Origin of the sequence: Xanthomonas graminis pv. graminis, from assembly GCF_030168915.1 — a bacterium.
In the GTDB taxonomy this organism is placed as follows: Bacteria; Pseudomonadota; Gammaproteobacteria; order Xanthomonadales; family Xanthomonadaceae; genus Xanthomonas_A; species Xanthomonas_A translucens.
Genome location: NZ_CP076255.1, coordinates 1064273 through 1086609, shown reverse-complemented (window position 1 = coordinate 1086609; position 22337 = coordinate 1064273). Strand labels below are relative to the sequence as shown.

General features: G+C 68.6%; 19 protein-coding genes and 2 pseudogenes. 3 read left to right on the top strand and 18 right to left on the bottom strand.

Annotated elements, in window-relative coordinates; translation table 11 throughout:
* Window positions 1-232 precede the first annotated feature (232 nt).
* Entirely contained in the window at window positions 233-970 is a 738-nt protein-coding gene (gene lpxH, locus KHF85_RS04715) for a UDP-2,3-diacylglucosamine diphosphatase (RefSeq protein ID WP_284568696.1), read from the top strand.
* A gap of 40 nt (window positions 971-1010) precedes the next feature.
* On the opposite strand, the gene KHF85_RS04710 is transcribed toward lpxH, so the two are convergent.
* The 9 genes and pseudogenes from KHF85_RS04710 to KHF85_RS04670 form a co-directional block, all read right to left on the bottom strand.
* On the bottom strand, window positions 1011-1517 hold the full coding sequence (locus KHF85_RS04710; RefSeq protein WP_409976691.1) for a hypothetical protein: 507 nt from the start codon (window positions 1515-1517) through the stop codon (window positions 1011-1013).
* A gap of 174 nt (window positions 1518-1691) precedes the next feature.
* Window positions 1692-2012 (bottom strand): annotated as a pseudogene (locus KHF85_RS04705) (peptidyl-Asp metalloendopeptidase); the annotation flags it as partial.
* 89 nt (window positions 2013-2101) lie between these two features.
* Window positions 2102-2923, bottom strand: a complete 822-nt coding sequence (locus KHF85_RS04700) for a ferritin-like domain-containing protein (protein ID WP_284568695.1) — start codon at window positions 2921-2923, stop codon at window positions 2102-2104.
* A gap of 22 nt (window positions 2924-2945) precedes the next feature.
* Window positions 2946-4412, bottom strand: a complete 1467-nt coding sequence (gene purF, locus KHF85_RS04695; RefSeq protein WP_009607689.1) for an amidophosphoribosyltransferase — start codon at window positions 4410-4412, stop codon at window positions 2946-2948.
* Window positions 4413-4440: 28 nt separating this feature from the next.
* Window positions 4441-5208: a CvpA family protein gene (locus KHF85_RS04690; protein WP_284568694.1), complete on the bottom strand. Its 768-nt coding sequence runs from the start codon at window positions 5206-5208 to the stop codon at window positions 4441-4443.
* Window positions 5209-5305: 97 nt separating this feature from the next.
* On the bottom strand, window positions 5306-6364 hold the full coding sequence (locus tag KHF85_RS04685; protein ID WP_284568693.1) for an SPOR domain-containing protein: 1059 nt from the start codon (window positions 6362-6364) through the stop codon (window positions 5306-5308).
* 69 nt (window positions 6365-6433) lie between these two features.
* The gene (folC, locus tag KHF85_RS04680; RefSeq protein WP_284568692.1) at window positions 6434-7693 is read right to left on the bottom strand and encodes a bifunctional tetrahydrofolate synthase/dihydrofolate synthase; all 1260 of its coding nucleotides are present in this window, start codon (window positions 7691-7693) and stop codon (window positions 6434-6436) included.
* A gap of 366 nt (window positions 7694-8059) precedes the next feature.
* A complete protein-coding gene (locus tag KHF85_RS04675; protein ID WP_284568691.1) occupies window positions 8060-8704 on the bottom strand; it encodes a histidine phosphatase family protein in 645 nt (214 codons plus the stop codon).
* 185 nt (window positions 8705-8889) lie between these two features.
* A pseudogene (locus KHF85_RS04670) lies at window positions 8890-10538 on the bottom strand (S46 family peptidase).
* A gap of 161 nt (window positions 10539-10699) precedes the next feature.
* On the opposite strand from KHF85_RS04670, the gene tdh reads away from it, so the two are divergent.
* Window positions 10700-11731, top strand: coding sequence for an L-threonine 3-dehydrogenase (gene tdh, locus KHF85_RS04665; RefSeq protein WP_064538310.1), 1032 nt, complete (start codon window positions 10700-10702; stop codon window positions 11729-11731).
* A 118-nt stretch (window positions 11732-11849) separates the two neighbouring features.
* On the opposite strand, the gene KHF85_RS04660 is transcribed toward tdh, so the two are convergent.
* The 5 genes from KHF85_RS04660 to KHF85_RS04640 form a co-directional block, all read right to left on the bottom strand.
* Entirely contained in the window at window positions 11850-12557 is a 708-nt protein-coding gene (locus tag KHF85_RS04660; protein WP_284568690.1) for a TorF family putative porin, read from the bottom strand.
* A 328-nt stretch (window positions 12558-12885) separates the two neighbouring features.
* Window positions 12886-13932, bottom strand: coding sequence for a sulfate/molybdate ABC transporter ATP-binding protein (locus KHF85_RS04655; protein WP_053835218.1), 1047 nt, complete (start codon window positions 13930-13932; stop codon window positions 12886-12888).
* 7 nt (window positions 13933-13939) lie between these two features.
* Window positions 13940-14902: a sulfate ABC transporter permease subunit CysW gene (gene cysW / locus KHF85_RS04650; RefSeq protein WP_284568689.1), complete on the bottom strand. Its 963-nt coding sequence runs from the start codon at window positions 14900-14902 to the stop codon at window positions 13940-13942.
* Between the two features lies 1 nt (window position 14903).
* On the bottom strand, window positions 14904-15764 hold the full coding sequence (cysT, locus tag KHF85_RS04645; protein ID WP_053838168.1) for a sulfate ABC transporter permease subunit CysT: 861 nt from the start codon (window positions 15762-15764) through the stop codon (window positions 14904-14906).
* Window positions 15765-15768: 4 nt separating this feature from the next.
* Window positions 15769-16791: a sulfate ABC transporter substrate-binding protein gene (locus KHF85_RS04640; protein WP_284568688.1), complete on the bottom strand. Its 1023-nt coding sequence runs from the start codon at window positions 16789-16791 to the stop codon at window positions 15769-15771.
* 198 nt (window positions 16792-16989) lie between these two features.
* Here KHF85_RS04640 and kbl point away from each other — a divergent pair, with 198 nt between their 5' ends.
* Entirely contained in the window at window positions 16990-18189 is a 1200-nt protein-coding gene (kbl, locus tag KHF85_RS04635; protein WP_284568687.1) for a glycine C-acetyltransferase, read from the top strand.
* Between the two features lie 151 nt (window positions 18190-18340).
* Here the strand turns inward: kbl and KHF85_RS04630 are convergent, their stop codons facing one another.
* From KHF85_RS04630 to KHF85_RS04615, 4 genes are all read right to left on the bottom strand, one after another.
* Window positions 18341-19132: a pseudouridine synthase gene (locus KHF85_RS04630; RefSeq protein WP_284568686.1), complete on the bottom strand. Its 792-nt coding sequence runs from the start codon at window positions 19130-19132 to the stop codon at window positions 18341-18343.
* A 97-nt stretch (window positions 19133-19229) separates the two neighbouring features.
* Window positions 19230-19736 carry a hypothetical protein gene (locus KHF85_RS04625; RefSeq protein WP_284568685.1) on the bottom strand — a complete coding sequence of 169 codons (507 nt, stop codon included), beginning with the start codon at window positions 19734-19736 and terminating at the stop codon, window positions 19230-19232.
* 292 nt (window positions 19737-20028) lie between these two features.
* Window positions 20029-21123: an OmpA family protein gene (locus KHF85_RS04620; RefSeq protein WP_053835224.1), complete on the bottom strand. Its 1095-nt coding sequence runs from the start codon at window positions 21121-21123 to the stop codon at window positions 20029-20031.
* A gap of 273 nt (window positions 21124-21396) precedes the next feature.
* Window positions 21397-22308, bottom strand: coding sequence for a LysR family transcriptional regulator (locus KHF85_RS04615; RefSeq protein WP_284568684.1), 912 nt, complete (start codon window positions 22306-22308; stop codon window positions 21397-21399).
* Window positions 22309-22337 lie beyond the last annotated feature (29 nt).

Below are 22337 nucleotides of genomic sequence, written 5' to 3'. Positions count from 1 at the left end.
ATATCGATGTCAAGCGATTTGATGCAAAAAGGGCCGATTTTTTTAAAAAAACGGCTTTTTTTTGCGGCTCCGACGCAGCTGCTTTTTTTGTAGGAGGGGCTTCAGCCCCGACGCCTTACCGATAACGCGTCGGGGCTGAAGCCCCTCCTACAGAAAACACGCATTGCTACAGACATGGGAAAATCCCGAGTCCCGAGTCCCGAGTACCGAGTCCCGCCTCTACAATACCCGCATGACCACCCTGTTCATCTCCGATCTGCACCTGGATCCGGCCCGGCCAGCGATCACCGAGCTGTTTATGCACTTCCTGCGCGGCGAAGCGCGCAGTGCCGAGGCGCTGTACATCCTCGGCGACCTGTTCGAGGCCTGGATCGGCGACGACACGCCGTCGCAAACGGCCGACACGGTGGCACTCGAACTGCGCGCGCTGCGCGACGCCGGCGTGCCGGTGTTCTTCATGCACGGCAATCGCGATTTCCTGCTCGGCGCCGACTACGCGCGCCGCGCCAGCATGCGCCTGCTGCCGGATCCTTGCGTGATCGAGCTGTACGCCGAGCCGACGCTGCTGCTGCATGGCGACCTGCTGTGCACCGACGACACCGCCTACCAGGCGTTCCGCGCGCAGACCCGCGACCCGGCATTCCAGCAGCAGTTCCTGGCGCAGCCGCTGGCCGCGCGCATCGCCTTTGCGCAACAGGCGCGCGCCGCCAGCCAGGCACGCCAGGCGGAAATGAAGCAGGACGACACGGCGCAGTTCGAAACCGTCACCGACGTGGCGCCGGCCGAGGTCGTGGCCAGTTTCGCGCGCTACGGCGTGGCACGGATGATCCACGGCCATACCCATCGCCCCGCCGTGCACACGCTGGACGTGAACGGTCGCGACTGCACCCGCATCGTGCTCGGCGACTGGTACGAACAGGGGTCGGTGCTGCGCGTGGATGCGCAGGGCTGCCGGCTGCAGCAACTGTAATCCGCCGCAGCGACGCAAGCCGGCAGACGCGCGGGGCGGGTTACGGCATGCCGCCGGCGCTGCCGCGCGCACGTTGCGCATAGCCGACGAAATCGCCCTCGGCCACGTCGTACCACAGGATCGCGCCGGAGCGTTCGACCCGGTAGCGGTCCCTGACCGGCGCGGTCTGCGGGTCGCCCGGACAGCCGTCGCCGTGCTTCTCGCGCACCGCGATGTCGATCGCGGCGGATGCGGTGGAAGCGGGTTCGGTGCTCGGCGACGGCGATGCAGCGGCGTCAGCGGCCACGGGGTCGGCGTCGGTCTCGGCCGCGTATTGCAGGCACGGCGCATCGGCATAGACATGATCGGCCGCCAGCCGCGTCTGCAGCATGTCCAATGCGCGGGTTGCGTCGAACGCGGCCGCCGGCGCATCGCCCGCGGCGGGTGCGATCGCGGGTGCCGCCGGCGCCTGCGGCGGTGAAGCCGCTGGATCCGCCGCCGGGCCGCAGCCCATGCTCAACATCGCCAGCGCCAAGGCCGCTGGCAGGCCCATGCTCTTCAACACCATCGCCGATTCCAGGAGTAATGAGCGGTGCACGCCCGGCGCTGCCGGATACGTCCTGGCGCAGCATAGCCCAAGCCGGACGCCACAGCGTCCGGCCGGTCTGCAGGAGCGAAGCGGAGCACCCCGGCACAGGCCTGGCGCGGCCTGCACCGGAGCGCCCCTGGAACTGCCACCTCGGCGGAACGCGGCGACCGCCGCCTCGGTCGTTATGACCAGCACGCGCTGGTTGTCCGCGCTGAGGGCATTGCCAATCGGCACGCCGCCGTAGGAAATGTTCGGGTTGCACCAGGAGTTCAGACGCGGGCAGTTGACGGAGCCGTCGTAGGCCATGCGCGTGCGCCAGCGATTGCCGTAGCGATCACCATGACCGCACGCGTATGGCTAGGTGCTGGAGTCGGTGGCGATGTCGTGGCGCGGACTCTGCGGATGGCCGATTTCGTTGGCAACGCTGTAGTAGCCGGTGACGCACTCCAAGTACATCGCAGCGAACGCGGTAGCGCACGCCAAGCGGCGATCGTTCGGGACCGTCCGCGCCGGCCTGCGGGTGCAGCCGTCCGCTTCGCCGCGCGGCAGCGCGCCGCTCAGCCTCAACCGGCCTGGCGCTGCAAGGCGAGCAGTTCGTCCTCGTCGAAGCCGGCCAGCAGCCGCGCCAGCAGGTTGAACGGGCCGTGCAGGTAGCCGCCGGCGTAGTCGCGCAGCAGCTCGGCGAACCGCGCGCGCGGCTCGATCCCGGCGCGTGCGCAATACCAGCGGTACCAGCGCGAGCCGGCGGCGACATGCGCCACTTCCTCGCGCAGGATCAGTTCCAGGATCTCGACCGTGGCGGCGTCGCCGAGCGCGCGCAGTTTGACGATCATGCCCGGGGTCACATCCAGCCCGCGCGCCTCCAGCACGCGCGGCACCAGCGCCATGCGCGCCAGGCCGTCGTGCGCGGTCTTCTCGCACATCTCCCACAGCCCGTTGTGCGCGGCGAAATCGCCATAATCGTGGCCCAGCGCGCGCAACCGGTCGCGCAGCAGCGCGAAGTGGCGCGCTTCGTCGGCGGCCACCGCCACCCAGTCGGCGTAGAACGCGTCGGGCAATCCGCGGAAGCGGTACACCGCGTCCCAGGCCAGGTCGATCGCGTTGAGCTCGATGTGCGCGATCGCATGGATGAAGGCGGCGCGGCCTTCGGCACTGCCCAGGCCGCGCCGCGGCAGTTCGCGCGGATGCACCAGCAGCGGCCGCGGCGGACGCCTGGGCATGCGGATCGGCTCGGGGTCTGCGGCATCCGCCGGCACGCGCAGCGCGCCGGCGGCGAACGCGGCGGCGTAGCGTTGGGTCAGTGCGACCTTGTCCTCGGGCGCGCTGGCGGCCAGGCACAGCCGCGCCGCGTGCAGCAGGTCCCCGCCGGCGGGCGCGTCGTGCATGCGTGCGCTGCGCAGGGCCGCGTCAGGCGCGGCGCTTCTTCTTCGCTTCTTCCGAGCGCAGCTGCAGGATGCGCTCGAAATAGCCCGGCTCGATGCCGGTGGTGTACTCGCCATTGAAACACGAGGAGTCGAAGGTCTTCAGCTCCGGGTTGCCCTCGCGCACCGCGGTCTCCAGGTCTTCCAGGTCCTGGTAGATCAGCCAGTCGCAGCCGAGGAATTCCTGGATCTCCTGCTCGCTGCGGCCATGCGCGATCAATTCCTCGGCGGCCGGCATGTCGATGCCGTAGATGTTCGGGTAGCGCACCGGCGGCGCGGCGCTGGCCAGGTACACCTTGCGCGCGCCGGCCTCGCGCGCCATCTGCACGATCTGCCGGCTGGTGGTGCCGCGCACGATCGAATCGTCGACCAGCAGCACCACCCGGTTGCGGAATTCCAGGTGGATCGGGTTGAGCTTGCGGCGCACCGACTTCACCCGCTCGACCTGCCCCGGCATGATGAAGGTGCGGCCGACGTAGCGGTTCTTGACGAAGCCCTCGCGGTACTTCACCCCGAGCACGTTGGACATCTCCAGCGCGGCGTCGCGCGAGGTGTCCGGGATCGGGATGATGGTGTCGATGTCGTGGTCCGGGCGCAGGCGCAGGATCTTCTCGCCCAGCTTCATGCCCATGCGCATGCGCGCCTTGTGCACCGAGACGTTGTCGATCATCGAGTCCGGGCGCGCGAAGTACACGTACTCGAAGATGCACGGGGTGTGGTCGGTGGGCGAGGCGCAGACCTCGGAGAACAGCTCGCCGCGGCCGGTGATCACCAGCGCTTCGCCGGGGCGCACGTCGCGCAGGCGGGTGAAGCCGAGGATGTCCAGCGCCGAGGACTCGGAGGCGACGATGTATTCGTCGCCCTCCACGCTCTCGCGCTTGCCCAGCACCAGCGGACGGATGCCGTGCGGGTCGCGGAACGCCACCAGGCCCAGGCCCAGCACCACGCTGACCACCGCGTAGCCGCCCTTGCAGCGGCGGTGCACGCCGGCCACCGCGCGGATCGCCGCTTCCGGGGTCAGCATGCGCTGCGCGTCCAGCTCGTAGGCGAACACGTTCAGCAGCACTTCGCTGTCCGAATCGGTGTTGATGTTGCGGCGGTCGGCCTCGAACACCTGCTGGCGCAGCGCCTCGGTGTTGATCAGGTTGCCGTTGTGCGCCAGCGCGATGCCGTAGGGCGAATTGACGTAGAACGGCTGCGCCTCGTCCATGCCTTCCGAGCCGGCGGTGGGATAGCGGCAATGGGCGATGCCGACCCGGCCTTCCAGCACCGCCATGCGCTTCTCGTCGAAGACGTCGCGGACCAGGCCGTTGGCCTTCTGCACGCGCAGGCGGGTGCCGTCGGCGGTGGCGATGCCTGCGGCATCCTGCCCGCGGTGCTGCAGCACGGCCAGGCCGTCATACAGTTGCGCCGCGACATTCTGATTGCCGACGATTCCGACGATGCCACACATTTGAACGCTCTCCGCGGCGACTGCGCCGCTATTGGGAAGGTGGCCGTGCCTGGCCGTTGGATTCGACCCGGGCCGGATCGTTTGCTGCCGGACGCGCCTGCGCCGGATCGATGTTCGCAGGCAGGACCTGGGCCGGATCGCCGCCGGGCTGCGCCGATCGGGTCGCCGGACGCCCCAGGACCTTGGACATCACATCCTGCAGTCCGCTGCCGGACAGGGCATTGCCCAGGGCGGCATTATCGCCTGCCAGGGGCAACTTGCCCAAATCCATCTGCTGCATGTTCATCTGTTGCAGGTTCATCTGCGACATATTCAGTTGCGGCATCTGCGGCATGTGCCAGTCCGGCAGCTGCGCGCGCATCCAGTGCACGCCGGGGCTGAGCACCGGCAGCACCACCGACTGGTGCCAGGCCGGCTCGCGGGTCAGCGGGGTGAAGCTCATCAGCAGCACCAGCACCGCGGCGAAGAATCCGCCGCGCAGCGTCCCCAGGCCGAAGCCGAGCGCACGGTCGGTGCCGGACAGCGCGGTGGCGCGGACCGCGCTGCGGATCACCATGCCGGTGATGCCGACCACCACCATCGTCACCACGAAGGTCAGCGCGTAGCCGCCAAAGTAATAGGTCATGCTCGGCTGCGCGCCGTCGGCCAGCCAGCGCCCGGCAGCGCCGCCGAACTGGAAGGTGGCCCAGCCGGACAGCAGCCACGACAGCGTGCCGACCACGATGCCGACGAAGCCGCGCAGCGCGCCGAGCAGCGCCGAGACCAGGATCACCGCCAGCAGCACCATATCGATCATGCGCACCTCCCGCGGCCGCACCGCGCCATAGCGGCGGCAGCGCACCGCAATTCCCTTCCCTGGCACATGCTTGCGACTCCGAGGGCCGAAGCCCGATTCAAGGGTGTGGACGTACCATACCGCTGATGCCGACCTTCGAGGCAACCTGCGTGCGCAGTTGTTCGGCTTCGGCACGATTGGCGACCGGGCCGACCCGCACCCGGTGCAAGGCGCCCTTGTCGGTGCGCACCTGTTCGACGAAGGCGCTGAACCCGGCGGCGCGGACCTTGTCGCGCAAGGCGTTGGCATCCTCAGCCTTGCCGAACGCGCCCAGCTGCACGGCGAAGCCGGTGCCGGACGCGGCCGGTACGCTCGGCACGCTCGGCGCCGGCTTGGCCGCGGCCACCGGAGCCTGCGTCGCTGCCGGCTTGGCCGGCTCGGGCTCGGCCGGCTGGGGCTTGGGCTGTTCCGGCTTGGGCGCGGCGGGCACCGCCGGCTTGGCCGCGGCCACCGGCTTGGCCGGCTCCGGCGGCAAGGCTTCGGTCCTGGCCGGCGCCGCGCTCGCGGCCGGCGTGGCGGCAGCGGCCACCGAGGACGCGCTCGGCGCGTCCAGGGTCACCACCTGGGCGTTGACGTCGTTGCGCACTTTCACCGCCTGCAGCCGCACCGACTCGGCCTGGGCGCGATCGGCGTAGGGGCCGATGCGCACGCGCCAGGCCTGGCGCCCGCCGATCGTGGCCGCCTCGCGGAAGCCCGGCAGCTGCGACTGCTTGAGCCGCGCGATCACCGCATCGGCGTCGGCCTGGGTGGAATAGGCGCCGAAATTGACCGCGTAGTTGCCGGCGGCCACGGTCGGCGGCAGCGCCTGCGCGGCGCCGGCGGCCGCGGCCGGTGTGGCCAGGTCGGCGGCATCGGGGTTGTCCTGCACCGGCGCCGGCGTCGCGGCCGGCGCGCTGGCCATGCCCACGGCACCGCCGCTGGGCGCGTCGCCCGGCGTCACCAGCGGCAATTCGCGGGTCTGGAACTGGCCGTCGGCCGGAGCGTCCGGGGCCTTCAGCGGAACATTGGCGACGCGGCTGTCGGGCGCAGGGCCCTTGACCAGCATCGGCAGGAAGATCACGGCGAGCGCCACCAGGACAAGGGCGCCAATCAGTCGCTGTTTCAGGACGGTATCCACGGAAAGCTTGAGGGGGCGGCATGGCGGAGTGCCGCAGCGATTATAAGGTCGGGCCGGCTGCCGGCGGGGTCAGCCGGCTGAATGCAGCCAGTGCAAGGCGTCGGCGGCGGTGTGGAACGAGCCGAATACCAGCACCCGGTCGCCCGGCCGCGCCTGCACCAGGGCCTGCTGCAGCGCCTGCGTCACGCTGTCGGCGACTGCGGCCGCGGCCGCGTCGGTGCCGGCCAGGCGCGCCTGCAACTGCGCACCGCTCTGGCCGCGCGCGCCGCCCAGCCCGGCCAGATGCCAACGGCCGACCTGCCCGGCCAGCGCCTGCACCACGCCGGCCGCGTCCTTGTCGGCCAACGCGGCGAACACCGCGTGCGTCGCGCCGGCGCAGGGCTGCGCCTGCAGCGTCGCGGCCAGTTCGCGCGCGGCCTGCGGGTTGTGGCCGACATCGACCAGCACCTCGACACCGTCGCGCACGAATGGCTGCAGCCGCCCGCGCACCTGCGCCGCGGCGATGCCCTCGGCGTAGGCGGTGCGTGGCAAGGCCTTGCGCAGCGCGCGCAAGGCGGCGATGGCGGTGGCGGCGTTGGCGCGCTGCACCGGCGCGCGCAACTGCGGCGACGGCAGCTGCAGTTCGGTGCCGACATCGCGCCAGCGCCATTGCTCGGCATCGATCGGCTCATGGAAGAAATCGCTGCCGGCACGGATCGCGTTGGCGCCGATCGCATAGGCGCGGCGCAGCACGCTCGACGGCGGGTCGATCTCGCCCAGTACCAGCGGCTTCCACGGCCGCGCGATGCCGGCCTTCTCCGCGCCGATCGTTTCGCGGTCGCTGCCCAGCCAGTCGGTATGGTCGATATCGACGGTGGTGATCACCGCCACGTCGGCATCGACCAGATTGACCGCATCCAGGCGCCCGCCCATGCCCACTTCCAGCACCGCCAGGTCCAGCTCGGCCTGCTGGAACAGCCACAGCGCGGCCAGCGTGCCGTATTCGAAATAGGTCAGCGGGGTGTCGCCGCGCGCGGCCTCCACCGCGGCGAAGCCAGCCACCAGTTGCGCGTCGCTGGCCTCTTCGCCGCCGATGCGGACGCGCTCGTTGTAGCGCAGCAGGTGCGGCGAGGTGTAGCTGCCTACGGTCCAGCCGCCGGCGCGCGCGATCGCCTCGACGAAGGCCACGGTCGACCCCTTGCCGTTGGTGCCGCCGACAGTGATGACCTTCTTCGCCGGCCGCGCCAGGCGCATGCGCGCGGCCACCGCGCGCACGCGCTCCAGGCCCATCGCGATGTCCTGCGGGTGCTGCTGCTCGATGTAGGCGAGCCAATCGGGGAGGGTTTTCATCTGTTGTGTATTTTCAACCTTTCGATGAGGCGCGTTCGATCACCCAGGCGCCTCTTGGAAGCAACAGCTTTCGCCTTACGGCGAGTCACTTTTCTTGGCTTGTGCAAAGAAAAGTAACCAAAAGAAAGCACACCCGGGCGCCGCGCCCTCCGCGCTTCGCGCTCCGGGTGCGCACGTGGCCTGGGCATTTTTCGAAGGCACGTCCATGTGCCTGCGAAAAACGGCGCGCATCGTGCGCGCCGCCCCTTCAGGGTTTTCGCCCAGACCACGTGCCGCGGCTCACGGGACCCGAAAAGCGAAGCAAAAGCAAAAACGTGCACTAGCCAGGACTCGGAGCCTCTACTCCAAACTCGCGGATTTCGCCGACTACAACGCCCGGTGCTTGGCCTCGCCGAAGAACGGCGTGTGGTGCGCGCAATCGTTCAGCCGTACCACTTCCAGATGCTCCACGTCCGGGCCTTCCAGCAGGTTCAGCGTGGTCGGCGCCTGGCGGAAGCTCCACAGCTTGGCGATCGGCAGGCCCAGCACCCGGCACAGGATCACCCGGTTGACCGCATCGTGCGCCACCACCAGCAAGCTGTCGTCCTCGCCCAGGCCCTCGGCGGCGCGGGTCAGACCGCGCCAGGAACGGTCCAGCACCTGGCGCAGCGATTCGCCACCCGGCATCAGCACCGTGTCCGGCTCCTCGCGCCAGGCGCGCAACCGCGCCGGATCCTTGTCGTTGATCTCGCTGGCGAGCAGCCCTTCCCATTCGCCATGGGCGATCTCCTGCAAGTCGGGATCGGTCAGCAGCATCGCCTCGCGCTCCGCACCCAGCGCGTAGCGGGCGGTGCTCTGCGCGCGCGACAGCGGCGAGGCCACCGCGCGGGTCAGCGGCACTTCGCGCAGGCGTGCACCGAGTGCCTGCGCCTGCGCTTCGCCGACCGGCGACAAGGCGATGTCGATCTGGCCCTGGTAGCGGCCTTCGGCGTTCCACGGGGTTTCGCCGTGACGAGCGAGCAGGATGCGCATGCGGTGGAATTCCGTTGGGGGTGAGAGAGGTTGCCGTCTCGCGAACGAAAACGGAGCGGCATGATACCTGCTCCGTCGCCGGAAACCCCCGAACCGCATCCCGCTCCGCCGCCGCCGCGCTGCGCATTTAGCGGCGGGTAGGCCGTGTGCTCGGCGGGCAGATCCCGCCGCCGCGCCCGGCGCCGTTACCGCGCCAGGTTCAGTTCCTTCAGCAGCCGCGGCGCCGGCGCCACTTCCTGCATGATCCAGTGCAGGTAGCGCGTATCGACCGCGATCATCCGGGTCATCGCCGGATCGAACACCCAATTGGAGCTTACCGATTCTCAGTTGCCGTCGAACGCCAGCCAGACCAGCTTGCCCTGCGCGTCGAGCACCGGCGAGCCGGAGTTGCCGCCGGTGATGTCCAGGTCGGACAGGAAATCGACCGGCACCGAACCCAGCCGCTTGTCCTCCAGCCCGCCGTAGCGCTTGGCCCTGGCCGCGTAGAGCAGCGCCTTGGGCGAATCGAACGGGTCGGCGCCGGTGTCCTTGGCCAGCATCCCGTCCAGCGTGGTGAACGGGGTGTAGGCCACGCCGTCCTTGGGGGCGTAGCCCTTGACGTTGCCGAAGGTGATGCGCAACGAGGAGTTGGCGTGCGGATAGACCGACTCGCCCTGGCTCTTCTTGTAGTCGGCCAAGGCCTGCAGGTAGCGCGGACGGGCCAGCAGTTCCTCGCCTTGGCGGCGCTTTTCCTCGCGCTCGATCTGCAGCAACGCCGGCATCAGCGCCACCGCATAGCGCAGCGCCGGGCCGTCGCTGGATTCGAACGCGGCGCGATCGGCATGCAACCACTTCAGGCGCTCATCGGTGCTGCCCAGCTTGGTGCCGGCCAGCCGCGCCGCAGCGGCCTGCGCATCGGCGCCGGCCAGCCATTGGTCGAAGGCCGGCAAACGCTGCGCCTTCGGCAGCTTCAGGTACTGATCGAACCAGTAGCGCGGCAGCTGGCTGTCCATGGCGGCGACGTAACGGCGCTCCATCTGCTTCTGCGCGCCCTCGATCTCCGGCAGGTCGCGCTCCTGGTAGCCGGGCTCGCGCTCGGCGTCGGGCTTGGCCCGCTCGATCGACACGCGGTACAGCGACAGCGCACTGCCGAGCACGCCGGTGCGGCGCATCTGGCGCAGGATCAGGCGCGGTCGCGGGTGGCCTTGGCCTGCTCGTCCAGCGCCAGCAGCTGCGCATGCGCCTGCAGCGCGGCGCGGCCATCGCGGCCCTGGCGCTTGAGCCAGGCCAGCACCGCGCGTTCTTCGGCCTGCTTCTGCGCGGCCGCGCTGTACAGCTCGCAGCGGTAGCCGGCCTCGGCTTCGCAGGCCGCGACCTGGGCCTTGTCGAAGGCCTCCAGCGCCTGGGTGCGCTTGAGCGCATCGGCGCCGGCGGCGGCCATCGCCGTCTTGGCCTGTTCGGTAACATCGCTGATGCGGTCGAGCACGTAGATGCGCGCGTTCGGCCCGGCGCTGAGCTCGGCGCCGTTGCTGGCCGCGCTGAAGCCGTCGCGGATCAGGTTCTTCTGCGGCGTGGAATTGAGCTGGATCGCACCGTAGGCGCAATGATGGTTGGTCACCACCAGGCCTTGCGGGGACACGAAGCTGGCGGTGCAGCCGCCCAGCGACACCACCGCGCCCATCGGATCGCCGGTCAGGTCGGCCAGTTGCTGCGGCGACAGCTTCAACCCGGCCTGCTGCAGCGGGCCGGCGATATCCGGCAATTGCTGCGGCACCCACATGCCTTCGCCGGCATGGGCGGCCGTGGCACAGGCCAGGGTGGCGACGACGGCGACAGTCAGCAGATTCGAGCGCATCGAATGGATTGCTTCGCGACAGGCATGAAATAGACGTTATATTGTAACGAATGCAACCGATGCCGCGACCATGACCAACGGCACCCCGCACGCGCCGCAACATGGCCGCATCAACGAGCGGCTTATACTTCGCGCCCTCTCAACCCGAGTCTTGCACCGCCATGGCGCAAACAATGAAGGCGCTGGTCAAGCGCGACGCAGCCAAGGGTATCTGGCTGGAGCAGGTGCCGGTGCCGGCGCCCGGCCCCAACGAGGTGCTGATCAAGCTGGAGAAAACCGCGATCTGCGGCACCGACCTGCACATCTATCTGTGGGACGAGTGGAGCCAGCGCACGATCAAGCCCGGCCTGACCATCGGCCACGAATTCGTCGGCCGCATCGCCGAACTCGGCTCGGCGGTCAGCGGCTACCAGGTCGGCCAGCGCGTCTCGGCCGAAGGCCACATCGTCTGCGGGCATTGCCGCAACTGTCGCGGCGGGCGCCCGCACCTGTGCCCGAACACGGTCGGCATCGGCGTCAACGTCAACGGCGCCTTCGCCGAATACATGGTGATGCCGGCCTCCAACCTGTGGCCGATCCCGGACCAGATCCCGTCCGAGCTGGCCGCGTTCTTCGATCCGTACGGCAACGCCGCGCACTGCGCGCTGGAATTCGACGTGATCGGCGAGGACGTGCTGATCACCGGCGCCGGCCCGATCGGCATCATCGCCGCCGGCATCTGCAAGCACATCGGCGCGCGCAACGTGGTGGTCACCGACGTCAACGATTTCCGCCTGAAGCTGGCCGCCGACATGGGCGCCACGCGCGTGGTCAACGTGTCGAACACGTCGCTGAAAGAGGTGATGGCCGACCTGCACATGGAAGGCTTCGACGTGGGCCTGGAGATGAGCGGCAACCCGCGCGCGTTCAACGACATGCTCGACTGCATGTACCACGGCGGCAAGATCGCCATGCTCGGCATCATGCCGCGCGGCGCCGGCTGCGACTGGGACAAGATCATCTTCAAGGGCCTGACCGTGCAGGGCATCTACGGCCGCAAGATGTACGAGACCTGGTACAAGATGACCCAGCTGGTGCTGTCCGGCTTCCCGCTCGGCAAGGTGCTGACCCACCAGCTGACCATCGACGAGTTCCAGAAGGGCTTCGACCTGATGGAAGAAGGCAAGGCCGGCAAAGTGGTGTTGAGCTGGTGAGGCAAGGCGCGGCTGCCGCACGCTGCAGCGCCAGGGCCTGCGTCATCGGCCTGGCGATCGCACAAAAAAGAAGGGCGCCGCGAGGCGCCCTTCTTCGTTCACGACGGTGTTGCGCGGATCAGAACGCGATCGTGCCCGAGACCGCGAAGCGGTGGTCGGCCAGCTTCTTGGTGAAGTTCTGGTTGCCCTTGTCGTCGGTGTCGTAGTAGCCCACGCTCAGCGCCAGCGGACCGACCATCTTGCCGACGCTGACGCTGTAGTCGGTGTAGTCCTGGTACTGCGCCAGCGCGCTGGCATAGGTGGTGTGGCCGACGTGCGCGCCGATGCTGAACTCGTTCGGCAGCGCCCAGTTCCCGTCCAGCGCGTAGTAGAAGCTGTCCTCGTCCAGGCCGTAGACATCGTCGGTGTAGGCGACGGTCAGCGCGTAGGTCTTGAGGAACTTGGTCTTGGTGATCAGCTCGTTGTAGTTGGAACCGCCGGCGCCGGGATAGCCGTAGCGGTTGACCATCACGTCGAAGTTCCAGTTCTCGGAGAAATCGACGTTGTAGCCGACGAAGCCGTCCACTTCCCAATCCGGGTCGCCGGCGCCGAAATCGACGTTGGAGCCCCAGGTGCCGACGTACAGGCCGAACGGCGAGGTGTAGGTGACGCCGGCCTGGAACGCGGGGCCTTCGTTGGTCTGCGACACGCCACGGAACACGTAGTCGCTGACCACGCCATAGGAGCCGGTAATCGGCGAGGCAGCGGCCTCGTCCTGGGCCAACGCACTCAGTGGGGCGGCGGCCAGCGCCACGGCCAGGGCGACACCAAGCTTGATCTTGTTCACCGGTCATTCTCCTACGGGTTGAAGAGGGGGTGGTTCCAGCGCGCGCTGCACTGCTGGCTTCACACTTTTTTAACCGGTTTTTTCTTGCAGTGCAACACTTTCAAGACAAACCAAGTCAGCGCAGGCCTTGCGGCGGTGCGCTTCGGGTCAATGTTTGTCTACGCGATGCGCCAGCGGACAGTCCAACGGTCAGGGCCTGGCGGGCTTTTATGTGCTTGCGCACAGGAACCCTTGTAGGAGCGACTTCAGTCGCGACGGGCTTTACCGATAAGGCCTGTCGCGACTGAAGTCGCTCCTACACCAAGCAGGCGCGTCCGATCCGACTCCGCTAACTGCGCTGCTGCGCGAACACGCCGAAGCGTCTGGCGCTCAGCTGCAGCACCTGGCCGGGGGCATAGCGCGTGGCGCCCTCGCCCGCCGGCAGCTCCACGTCCACTTCGTCCTGGCCATGCGCCAGCTGCGCGCGCAGGCGCAGGCGCGAGCCGCTGCGCTGCGAGGACAGCACCGTCGCCGCCCAGCCGCTGTCGCTGGGCGCCAGGTCTTCCGGGCGCACGTACAGATCGACCGGGCCGCTGCACAGCGGCGTGTCCGGCGCCGGCAGCGCCAGGCCGGCGACCTGCAGCTGGCCGTCGTGCAGGTGCGCCGGCAACCGATTCACCGCGCCGACGAAGCCGTATACGAACGGCGACACCGGGCGGTCGTAGACATCGGCCGGACTGCCGAGTTGCTCGATGCGCCCGCGGTTGAGGATCGCCACGCGGTCGGCCAGTTCCAGCGCCTCTTCCTGGTCGTGGGTGACGAACACCGTGGTCAGCCCGGTGCGGTCGTGCAGCTCGCGCAGCCAGCGCCGCAGGTCGCGCCGCACCTGCGCGTCGAGCGCGCCGAACGGTTCGTCCAGCAGCAGCACGCGCGGCTCGATCGCCAGCGCGCGCGCCAGGGCCACGCGCTGGCGCTGGCCGCCGGACAGCTGGGTCGGATAGCGCGCCTCCAGTCCGTCCAGTTGCACCAGCGCGAGCAGTTCGCTCACCCGCGCACGGATCGCCGCCTCGGCCAGGCGCCCGGCGCCGCGGCGCACGCGCAGGCCGAAGGCGATGTTGTCGCGCACGGTCATGTGCCGGAACAACGCGTAGTGCTGGAACACGAAGCCGACCCGGCGCGACTGCACCGGCAGCCCGGTCGCGTCCTCGCCATCGATCAGCACGCGCCCGGCGTCGGCATGCTCCAGCCCGGCGATCACCCGCAACAACGTGGTCTTGCCCGAGCCGGACGGCCCCAGCAGCGCCAGCAGTTCGCCCTGGCGGATGTCCAGGCTGACGTCGTCGAGCGCGACGAATGCGTCGAAACGCTTGCCCAGGTGCTGCACGCGGATGGTCATCGCAACCTCAGTGTCGGTGATTGGCGGCCAGCGATTCGCCGTGGCGCCATTCCAGATAGGACTTCAGCGCCAGGGTCAGCAGCGCGGTCAGCGCCAGCAGGCTGGCGCAGGCGAACGCGGCGCTGTAGGCGTACTCGTTGTAGAGGATCTCCACATGCAGCGGCAACGTGTTGGTGCGCCCGCGGATATGCCCGGACACCACCGACACCGCGCCGAACTCGCCCATCGCCCGCGCACTGCACAGCAGCACGCCGTACAACAGTCCCCAGCGGATGTTGGGCATGGTCACCCGCCAGAACATCTGCCAGCCGTTGGCGCCCAGGCTCAGCGCCGCCAACTCCTCGTCGCTGCCCTGCTGCTCCATCAGCGGCATCAGCTCGCGGGCGATGAACGGGAAGGTGACGAAGGTCGTCGCCAGCACGATGCCGGGCAGCGCGAACACGATCCGCGGCAATTGCAGCAGCACCTCGCCGAACACAGGCAGGTGCAGCCGCCAGCCTTCGTCGATCAGCGGCCAGGCCCAGCCGCTGCGGCCGAAGATCAGGATGAAGACCAGGCCGGCAACCACCGGCGACACCGAGAACGGCAGGTCGATCAGGCTCACCAGCAGGCGCTTGCCGGGAAAACGATGCTTGCTCACCGCCCACGCCGCGGCCACGCCGAACACCAGGTTCAACGGCACCACGATCGCGGTCACCAGCAGGGTCAGGCGGATCGCGGCGAGCGCGTCGGGATCGGAGATCGCCCGCCAGAACACGCCGACGCCGCCGCGCAGCGCCTCGACGAATACCAGCAGCAGCGGCAGGAACAGGAACGACAGCAGGAAGCCCAGCGCGCCCAGGATCAGCAGCGCCTGCACCCACCACGGCTCGGTGGTGACCGAGGCGGCGCGGCGGCGGACGGCAGGCGGCGATGCGCTCAACGCAGTCTCCGAAAACGGGAGGGTCAAGCTGGACACGGTATCGTTCATCTCAATGCGCCGCCAGACCGCGCCGCGCGAAGCGCGCCTGCACGCCATTGACCACCAGCAGCATCAGCAACGACAGCAGCAGCATCGCCGCGGCGATCGCGGTCGCGCCGGCGTAGTCGAATTCCTCCAGGCGGATGGTGATCAGCAGCGGTGCGATCTCGGTCGCGTTGGGCAGGTTGCCGGCGATGAAGATCACCGAGCCGTATTCGCCAATGCCGCGCGCGAAGGCCAGCGCGAACCCGGTCAGCACCGCCGGCCACAACGCCGGCAACACCACGCGGCGGATGGTCTGCCAGCGGCCGGCGCCGAGCGTGGCCGCGGCCTCCTCCACGTCGCGCTCGGCCTCGGCCAGCACCGGCTGCACGATCCGCACCACGAACGGCAACCCGACGAACACCAGCGCCACCACAATGCCGAGCTGGGTGTAAGCGATCTTCAGCCCCAGCGGTTCCAGCCAGCGGCCGACCCAACCGTTGCCGCCGTACAGCGCGGTCAGCGCGATGCCGGCCACCGCGGTCGGCAGCGCGAACGGCAGGTCGATCATCGCGTCGAACAGGCGCTTGCCGGGGAAGCGGTAGCGCACGAACACCCAGGCCACCCAGGTCCCCATCAGCGCATTGAACGCGGCGGCGACGAAGGCGGTGCCGAAGCTGACCCGCAGCGCCGACAGCACCCGCGGTTCGCTCCACACCTGCCACACGCCATGCCAGCCCAGTCCGCTGGTCTTGAGCACCACGCCCAGCAGCGGGATCAGCACCACCAGCCCCAGCCAGGTCAGGGTGATGCCCAGGCTCAGGCCGAGTCCGGGGATCACCCTGCGCCGCGCCGGAGCGCGCGTGGCGGCGACGGCGTTCACTCCCATCGCGTCACTTGCTCGCCTGGATCTGGTCGAACAGGCCGCCGTCGTTGAAGTGCTCGGCCTGGGCCTTGGCCCAGGAACCGAACGCCTGATCGATGGTCACCAGTTGCACCTTCGGCAGCCGCGCGATGTCGGCGCGATCGGCGTACTCGGGATGGCGCGGACGGTAGTAGTGCCTGGCCGCGATCTTCTGCCCTTCCGGCGAATACAGGTACTTCAGATAGTCCTCGGCGACGTCGCGTGTGCCGTGCTTGTCGACGTTCTTGTCGACCACCGCCACCGACGGCTCGGCCAGGATCGACAGCTTCGGCACCACGATCTCGAACTTGTCCTTGCCCAGTTCCTCCTGCGCCAGGAACGCCTCGTTCTCCCAGGCCAGCAGCACGTCGCCGATGCCGCGCTGGACGAAGGTGGTGGTGGCGCCGCGCGCGCCGGTGTCCAGCACCGGCACGTTGCGGAACAGCGCGCGCATGTAGCCGAGGATGCGCTCGCGGTCGCCCTTGAAGATATGGTCGGCGTAAGCCCAGGCGGCCAGGTAGTTCCAGCGCGCGCCGCCGGAGGTCTTCGGGTTCGGGGTGATCACCGACACGCCGCTGCGCAGCAGGTCCGGCCAGTCCTTGATCTGTTTCGGGTTGCCCTTGCGCACCAGGAACACGATGGTGGAGGTGTACGGCGCACTGTTGTCGGGCAGGCGCTTGGCCCAGCCCGGATCGATCAGCTTGCCCTTGTCGGCGATCGCGTCCACGTCGTAGGCCAGCGCCAGCGTCACCACATCGGCCTCGACCCCGTCGATGACCGAGCGCGCCTGCTTGCCGGAACCGCCGTGCGAAGTCTCCACGCTGACCGTGTCGCCGCTGTGGGTCTGCTCCCAGTGCTTGGCGAAGGCGGCGTTGTAGTCGCGGTACAGCTCGCGCGTGGGATCGTAGGACACATTGAGCAGCTGCACGTCGCGCGCGGCAGCGCCGCCGGCGAACGCGCACAGTACAAGCGCGAGCAGCGGGCTGAATCGGCGCGGCAGGAGGCTGGGCATGGGCGGATCTCCGGAACAAGGTGGGTGGGCACGGGCGGACCGGCCATGCGACCACGGCCAGTGCGCCATGCTGCGCAGCCGCATTCGTGCGGTGAAATGACTTCGCCGCCGATACTGATGCCATTTCTGCATGACGCCCGCCGACCTTCGCACATGCCGCGTTAAAATCTTTGCTTCTTCCACCTGCGCGTGCCCGTCATGACCGATTCCCGCCTCACCCAGCACTACGCCGACGAACTGGACGCGATCCGCGCGCAGGGCCTGTTCAAGTCCGAACGCATCATCGTCGGCCCGCAGGCGGCGGAGATCGTGCTGGCCGACGGGCGCCGCGTGCTGAACTTCTGCGCCAACAACTACCTGGGCCTGGCCGACCACCCGGCGCTGATCGCCGCGGCCAAGGACGCGCTGGACAGCCATGGCTTCGGCATGGCCTCGGTACGCTTCATCTGCGGCACCCAGGACCTGCACAAGCAGCTGGAAGCACGCATCGCCGAGTTCTTCGGCACCGAGGACACCATTCTCTACGCCGCCTGCTTCGACGCCAACGGCGGCCTGTTCGAGCCGTTGCTCGGCGAAGCCGACGCGATCATCTCCGACGCGCTCAACCACGCCTCGATCATCGACGGCGTGCGCCTGTGCAAGGCCAAGCGCTTCCGCTACGCCAACTGCGACATGGCCGACCTGGAAGCGCAGCTACAGGCCGCCGACGCGGCCGGCTGCAAGACCAAGCTGATCACCAGCGACGGCGTGTTCTCGATGGACGGCTTCATCGCCCCGCTCGACCAGATCACCGCGCTGGCGCGCAAGTACAACGCGCTGGTGCATATCGACGAGTGCCACGCCACCGGCTTCCTCGGCGCCAGCGGGCGCGGCTCGGCCGAGGTCAAGGGCGTGATGGACCGGATCGACATCTTCACCGGCACCCTGGGCAAGGCCATGGGCGGCGCGCTGGGCGGCTTCACCACCGGCCGGCGCGAGGTGATCGAACTGTTGCGCCAGCGCTCGCGTCCCTACCTGTTCTCCAACTCGCTGCCGCCGCACGTGGTCGCCGCCGGGATCAAGGCCTTCGCGATGCTGGACGCGGCCGACGAGCTGCGCGCGCAACTGGTCGAGAACACCGGCCACTTCCGCGAGCGCATGGCCGCGGCCGGCTTCGACATCAAGCCCGGCACCCACCCGATCTGCCCGGTGATGCTGTACGACGCGCCGCTGGCGCAGCGCTTCGCCGAACGGCTGCTGGAGGAAGGCATCTACGCGATCGGCTTCTTCTTCCCGGTGGTACCCAAGGGCCAGGCGCGGATCCGTACCCAGATCAGCGCCGCGCATACCCGCGAACAGCTGGACCGGGCGATCGACGCGTTCGTGCGGATCGGGCGCGAGTTGGGAGTGATTGGGTAAGGACTCGGGACTCGGGACTCGGGACTCGGGACTCGGGACTCGGGACTCCAGGGCAGAATCTTTAGCGCCGCTTCCGTGTCAAGTTTTTTTGAATTCTCGCGCGGGATCGGCATGAACAGTGCGCCACGCGTACAGGGCCGAGCCAGCGCCTTTACGAGTCCCGAGTCCCCGGTCCCGAGTCCCGACCAACTAATCCCTCCACCTCCGCCAAACTCAACTCACGCCACGCGCCCTTGCCCAGTTCGCCCAGCGCCAGCCCGCCGATCGCCACCCGCACCAGGCGCAGCACGCCCAGGTCGAGTTCGGCCAGCAGGCGCCGGATCTGCCGGTTGCGGCCCTCGTCCAGCACCACTTCCAGCCAGGCATGCTTGTCGCCTTGCCGCAACAGCCGCACCTGCTTGGCGCGCAGCGTCTCACCGTCGGCGACCACGCCGGCGCACATGCGCGCCAGCAGCGCCGCATCCGGCAGCGCATCGACCTGCACGTGATAGGTCTTGTCCGGGCCGCTGGCCGGGTCGGCGATCCGCGCCGCCCATTGCGGGTCGTTGCAGAACAGCAGCAAGCCCTCGCTGGCCTTGTCCAGGCGCCCGACCGGGGCCAGCCACGGCAAGCCGGCGCCGTCGAAACAACGGTAGACGGTGTCGCGGCCACGCTCGTCCTGCGCAGTGGTGACCAGGCCGCGCGGCTTGTTGAGCATCAGGTACAGGCGCTGCGTGGCGGCCAGCGCCACGCCATCCAGGGCCAGGCGGTGGTGGCCGCGCAGGATCGGGAATTCGGGATCGGTGACGGTGCGGCCATCGACCGCGACGCGGCCGGCGGCGATCCAGCGTGCGGCCTCGGTGCGCGAGCACAGGCCGAGCTTGGACAGGGTGCGCGCCAGGCCGTGGCGGGCTTCGCCGGACGCCGTGGCGCGCGGCGATCGCCCAGCATTGGCCGCTGGCACCGAGGTGCGCGATACGGGGCGGCGGGAACGCGAAGGAGGTTTCACCGATCGCGCTTCGCTACGCAGGCGCGGTCGCGCTTGCGACCGCGCGCAGCGCCTACTGCTTGTCGACCGGCGCGGCCGCGTCGGGCGCCGTTGCGGCGGCGGGCACTGCGGCGGGCACTGGACGCGCCTTGACCACACGCACGCCGCGCGCCTTCATCCAGGCGTCGAACTCTTCGGCGGTCATGCGCTTGCCGTTCTGGCTCATGTCGAAGCGCCACGGGGTGTTGTCGAATGCGGTGGTCGGCTTGTAGGCGGCCGGATCGTTCGGCTTCACCGCAGCACCGCCCGGCATCGCGTTGGCCAGGCTCTGGCAGCCCTCGGCGCGCAGCCGCAGCAGCACCCGGTCCAGCGACTGGTCGCTGCTGTAGGACTGCGCCAGCACGCCGCTGGGCATGCCCAGTTGCAGGTTGCGCGTGGACAGCTCCGAGGCGATCGGCGCACCGACCGTGGCCGGCAGCGGCAGCGGCTTGGGCAGCACATCGCCGGAGCAATCCGGTGCGGCATGGGCGGCAGGAATCAAGGCAAGACCAAGCAAGCCGGCCATAACGATACGCAGCATCGGTTTTTTTCCATTCAGGCGAGACGACGCCGCGAGTGTAGGCAGGGCCAGGCGCAGTTTCAATCAATACCGGCACTGCATGCGCTAAATAATTGGGAAGGCTGAAAAAGTTCAGCTTGGCAAAGAGCTTTTGCCGCCCCCTGTAGGAGCGGCTTCAGCCGCGACATTGGCCTTGCCGGAGAGGACCTGTCGCGGCTGAAGCCGCTCCTACAGAAGCGCGCAATGCTTTCCAGGCGCACAAAAACAAAGCCCGGCGCGAGGCCGGGCTTTGCTTGAAGCATGAAGCGTCCGATCAGTTCTGGACGTTCAGCTCGGTACGACGGTTCTTCGCACGGCCTTCCGGGTTGTCCGAACCATCCGGGTTGGTGTTCGGCGCAATCGGGCGGCTCTCGCCGTAACCGATCGGACCGACCAGACGCGAAGCGTCCACGCCGTTCTTGGTCAGGTAGTCATACACGGTGGTCGCACGACGCTCGGACAGCTTCTGGTTGTAAGCGTCGGTACCCTTCGAGTCGGTGTGACCGGCAACCTCGACCTTCAGGTCGGGGTAACGCTTCAGGATCTCGGTGGCTTCGCTCAGAATCGCGATCGCGTCCGGACGCAGGGTCGACTTGTTGAAGTCGAAGTTGACGCCCTTCAGGTCGATCGACACCGGCACCGGGCAACCGTCCGGACCGATGGTCTGGCCAGGCTGCGAGGTCGGGCACTTGTCGTCGCAGTTGTTGACGCCGTCACCGTCGTCGTCCAGGTCCGCGCAGCTCGGGGCAGCGGTCGGAGCCGGGGCGGCAACCGGGGCAGCCGGCGGCGGGCCGAGCGGGATCACGACGCCGACCGAAGCCAGCACGTCGCCGAACCAGTTCTGCGACGGAGCAGCAACGCTCTGGTCGTCGAAGTCAGCGCGGTAGGCCACTTCGGCACGCACGGCAACGCGCTTGTCGAAGGTGGTCTGCAGACCGACGCCGGCCTTGGCGGCAAAGTTGCCGTCCTTGCGCTGGCCCGGGGACACGGCGCCGCCGGTGTCGAACTCTTCTTCCGAACGCTGATAGCCCAGACCGAACAGCAGGTACGGGTTCCAGCCACGGCCTTCCTGGATGAAGTGGCGACGCAGGTCGAACGAGATGCCGTACTGGCTCCAGTTCAGGTCCTGGTTGGCGTCGAAGTTCGGGTTCTGATAGTTCAGTTCACCGTCGATCGACCAGTTCGGGCTGACGAACTTGCCCAGACCCAGGGTGACGAACGGGGCGTCGTTGGTCAGACGGTCGTTGTCCTGGAAGTTGAAACCGGCCGAACCGGTCAGGTACCAGCGGTCGTCGAATTCCTGTGCGGACGCTGCCTGGGCGACGGCCAGACCGCCCAGCAACGCGGCGGTGAGAATTTTCTTGTTCATTAATACAGCTCCTTGTTTCGGGGATATAAAAACCGATAGGGCATGGTTCAGTACAGATGTCTCGTCACATCCAGACGGCCGTTCCGCACGCCATCGCCGCGCACATTATGCTCGGCATGGTGAAGACGGCGTTAACGGGCGCGTAACATGTGAAACCCACGACCAGCCCCTCGATGGTCGTGGACACACCCTATACAGCTTCATGAAATGATGCAATGCGAGGTGCACAAGCCGTGCGCGCTTGTAGACAGATGCCCAGATGGCGCGGGATTCTCACTGCAGACGCTCCCAGGGCGGCGGATCGGCGAACTGAACCTGCATGAACTCGACGAAGGCGCGCACCCGCGGCGGCACCAGCCGGCGCTGCGGCATCACCGCGTAGATGCCGGTCTCGGCGAGCGTGTACTGCGGCAGCACCTGCCGCAGGCGTCCGCTGCGCAGATCCTCCGCTACATGCCATACCGAATGCAGGGCGATCCCCTGGCCATTCAACACCGCATCGCGCAGCACTTCGCCGAAGTTGGATTCCAGCGGCCCGCCGACCTTGACCGCCACCTCGCCCTCGGCGCCGTGCAGGTGCCAGGTGTCCTGGCGGCCTTCGGCGCCGGTCAGCAGCAGGCAGGCGTGCGCGGCCAGGTCCGCCGGGGTGGCCGGTTCGCCGTGGCGGCGCAGGTAGTCGGGAGCGGCGCACAGCACCCGGCGGTTGCTGGCCAGGCGCCGCGCCACCAGGCTGGAATCGCGCAGCGCGCCGATGCGGATCGCCAGGTCGAAGCCCTCGCTGACCAGATCCACCACGTTGTCGCTCAGGTGCACGCTCAGCCGCATCTGCGGATACAGGGCCATGAACTGCGGCAGCAGCGGCGACACGTACTGGCGCCCGAACGAGGCCGACAGGGTCACCCGCAAGGTGCCGGCGGCACTGCGGCCGGCTTCGCGCAGGCCGCCGGCCAGCGACTCCAGGTCCTCGACCAGCGCACGGCCCTGTTCGGCCAGGTGCAGGCCTTCGGGCGTGGGATGCAGGCGCCGGGTGGTCCGGTGCAGCAGGCGCACGCCGAGATCGCGCTCGAGCCGCTGCAGCCGCTGGCTGGCGACCGCCACCGACAGGTCCAGGCTGCGCGCCGCGGCGCTGATCGAGCCTAGGTCGAGCACGCGCAGGAACAGCGCAATGTCGCCGATCCGGTCCATTTTATCGACTCCATTGAAAGTCTCTCAAC

Excerpts from the sequence above, each read along its gene's own strand:
- lpxH (WP_284568696.1), top strand. The coding sequence starts at position 233 with ATGACCACCCTGTTCATCTCCGATCTGCACCTGGATCCGGCCCGGCCA.
- KHF85_RS04710 (WP_409976691.1), bottom strand. The coding sequence starts at position 1,517 with ATGGTGTTGAAGAGCATGGGCCTGCCAGCGGCCTTGGCGCTGGCGATG.
- KHF85_RS04700 (WP_284568695.1), bottom strand. The coding sequence starts at position 2,923 with ATGCACGACGCGCCCGCCGGCGGGGACCTGCTGCACGCGGCGCGGCTG.
- purF (WP_009607689.1), bottom strand. The coding sequence starts at position 4,412 with ATGTGTGGCATCGTCGGAATCGTCGGCAATCAGAATGTCGCGGCGCAA.
- KHF85_RS04690 (WP_284568694.1), bottom strand. The coding sequence starts at position 5,208 with ATGATCGATATGGTGCTGCTGGCGGTGATCCTGGTCTCGGCGCTGCTC.
- folC (WP_284568692.1), bottom strand. The coding sequence starts at position 7,693 with ATGAAAACCCTCCCCGATTGGCTCGCCTACATCGAGCAGCAGCACCCG.
- KHF85_RS04675 (WP_284568691.1), bottom strand. The coding sequence starts at position 8,704 with ATGCGCATCCTGCTCGCTCGTCACGGCGAAACCCCGTGGAACGCCGAA.
- tdh (WP_064538310.1), top strand. The coding sequence starts at position 10,700 with ATGGCGCAAACAATGAAGGCGCTGGTCAAGCGCGACGCAGCCAAGGGT.
- KHF85_RS04655 (WP_053835218.1), bottom strand. The coding sequence starts at position 13,932 with ATGACCATCCGCGTGCAGCACCTGGGCAAGCGTTTCGACGCATTCGTC.
- cysW (WP_284568689.1), bottom strand. The coding sequence starts at position 14,902 with ATGAACGATACCGTGTCCAGCTTGACCCTCCCGTTTTCGGAGACTGCG.
- cysT (WP_053838168.1), bottom strand. The coding sequence starts at position 15,764 with ATGGGAGTGAACGCCGTCGCCGCCACGCGCGCTCCGGCGCGGCGCAGG.
- KHF85_RS04640 (WP_284568688.1), bottom strand. The coding sequence starts at position 16,791 with ATGCCCAGCCTCCTGCCGCGCCGATTCAGCCCGCTGCTCGCGCTTGTA.
- kbl (WP_284568687.1), top strand. The coding sequence starts at position 16,990 with ATGACCGATTCCCGCCTCACCCAGCACTACGCCGACGAACTGGACGCG.
- KHF85_RS04625 (WP_284568685.1), bottom strand. The coding sequence starts at position 19,736 with ATGCTGCGTATCGTTATGGCCGGCTTGCTTGGTCTTGCCTTGATTCCT.
- KHF85_RS04620 (WP_053835224.1), bottom strand. The coding sequence starts at position 21,123 with ATGAACAAGAAAATTCTCACCGCCGCGTTGCTGGGCGGTCTGGCCGTC.
- KHF85_RS04615 (WP_284568684.1), bottom strand. The coding sequence starts at position 22,308 with ATGGACCGGATCGGCGACATTGCGCTGTTCCTGCGCGTGCTCGACCTA.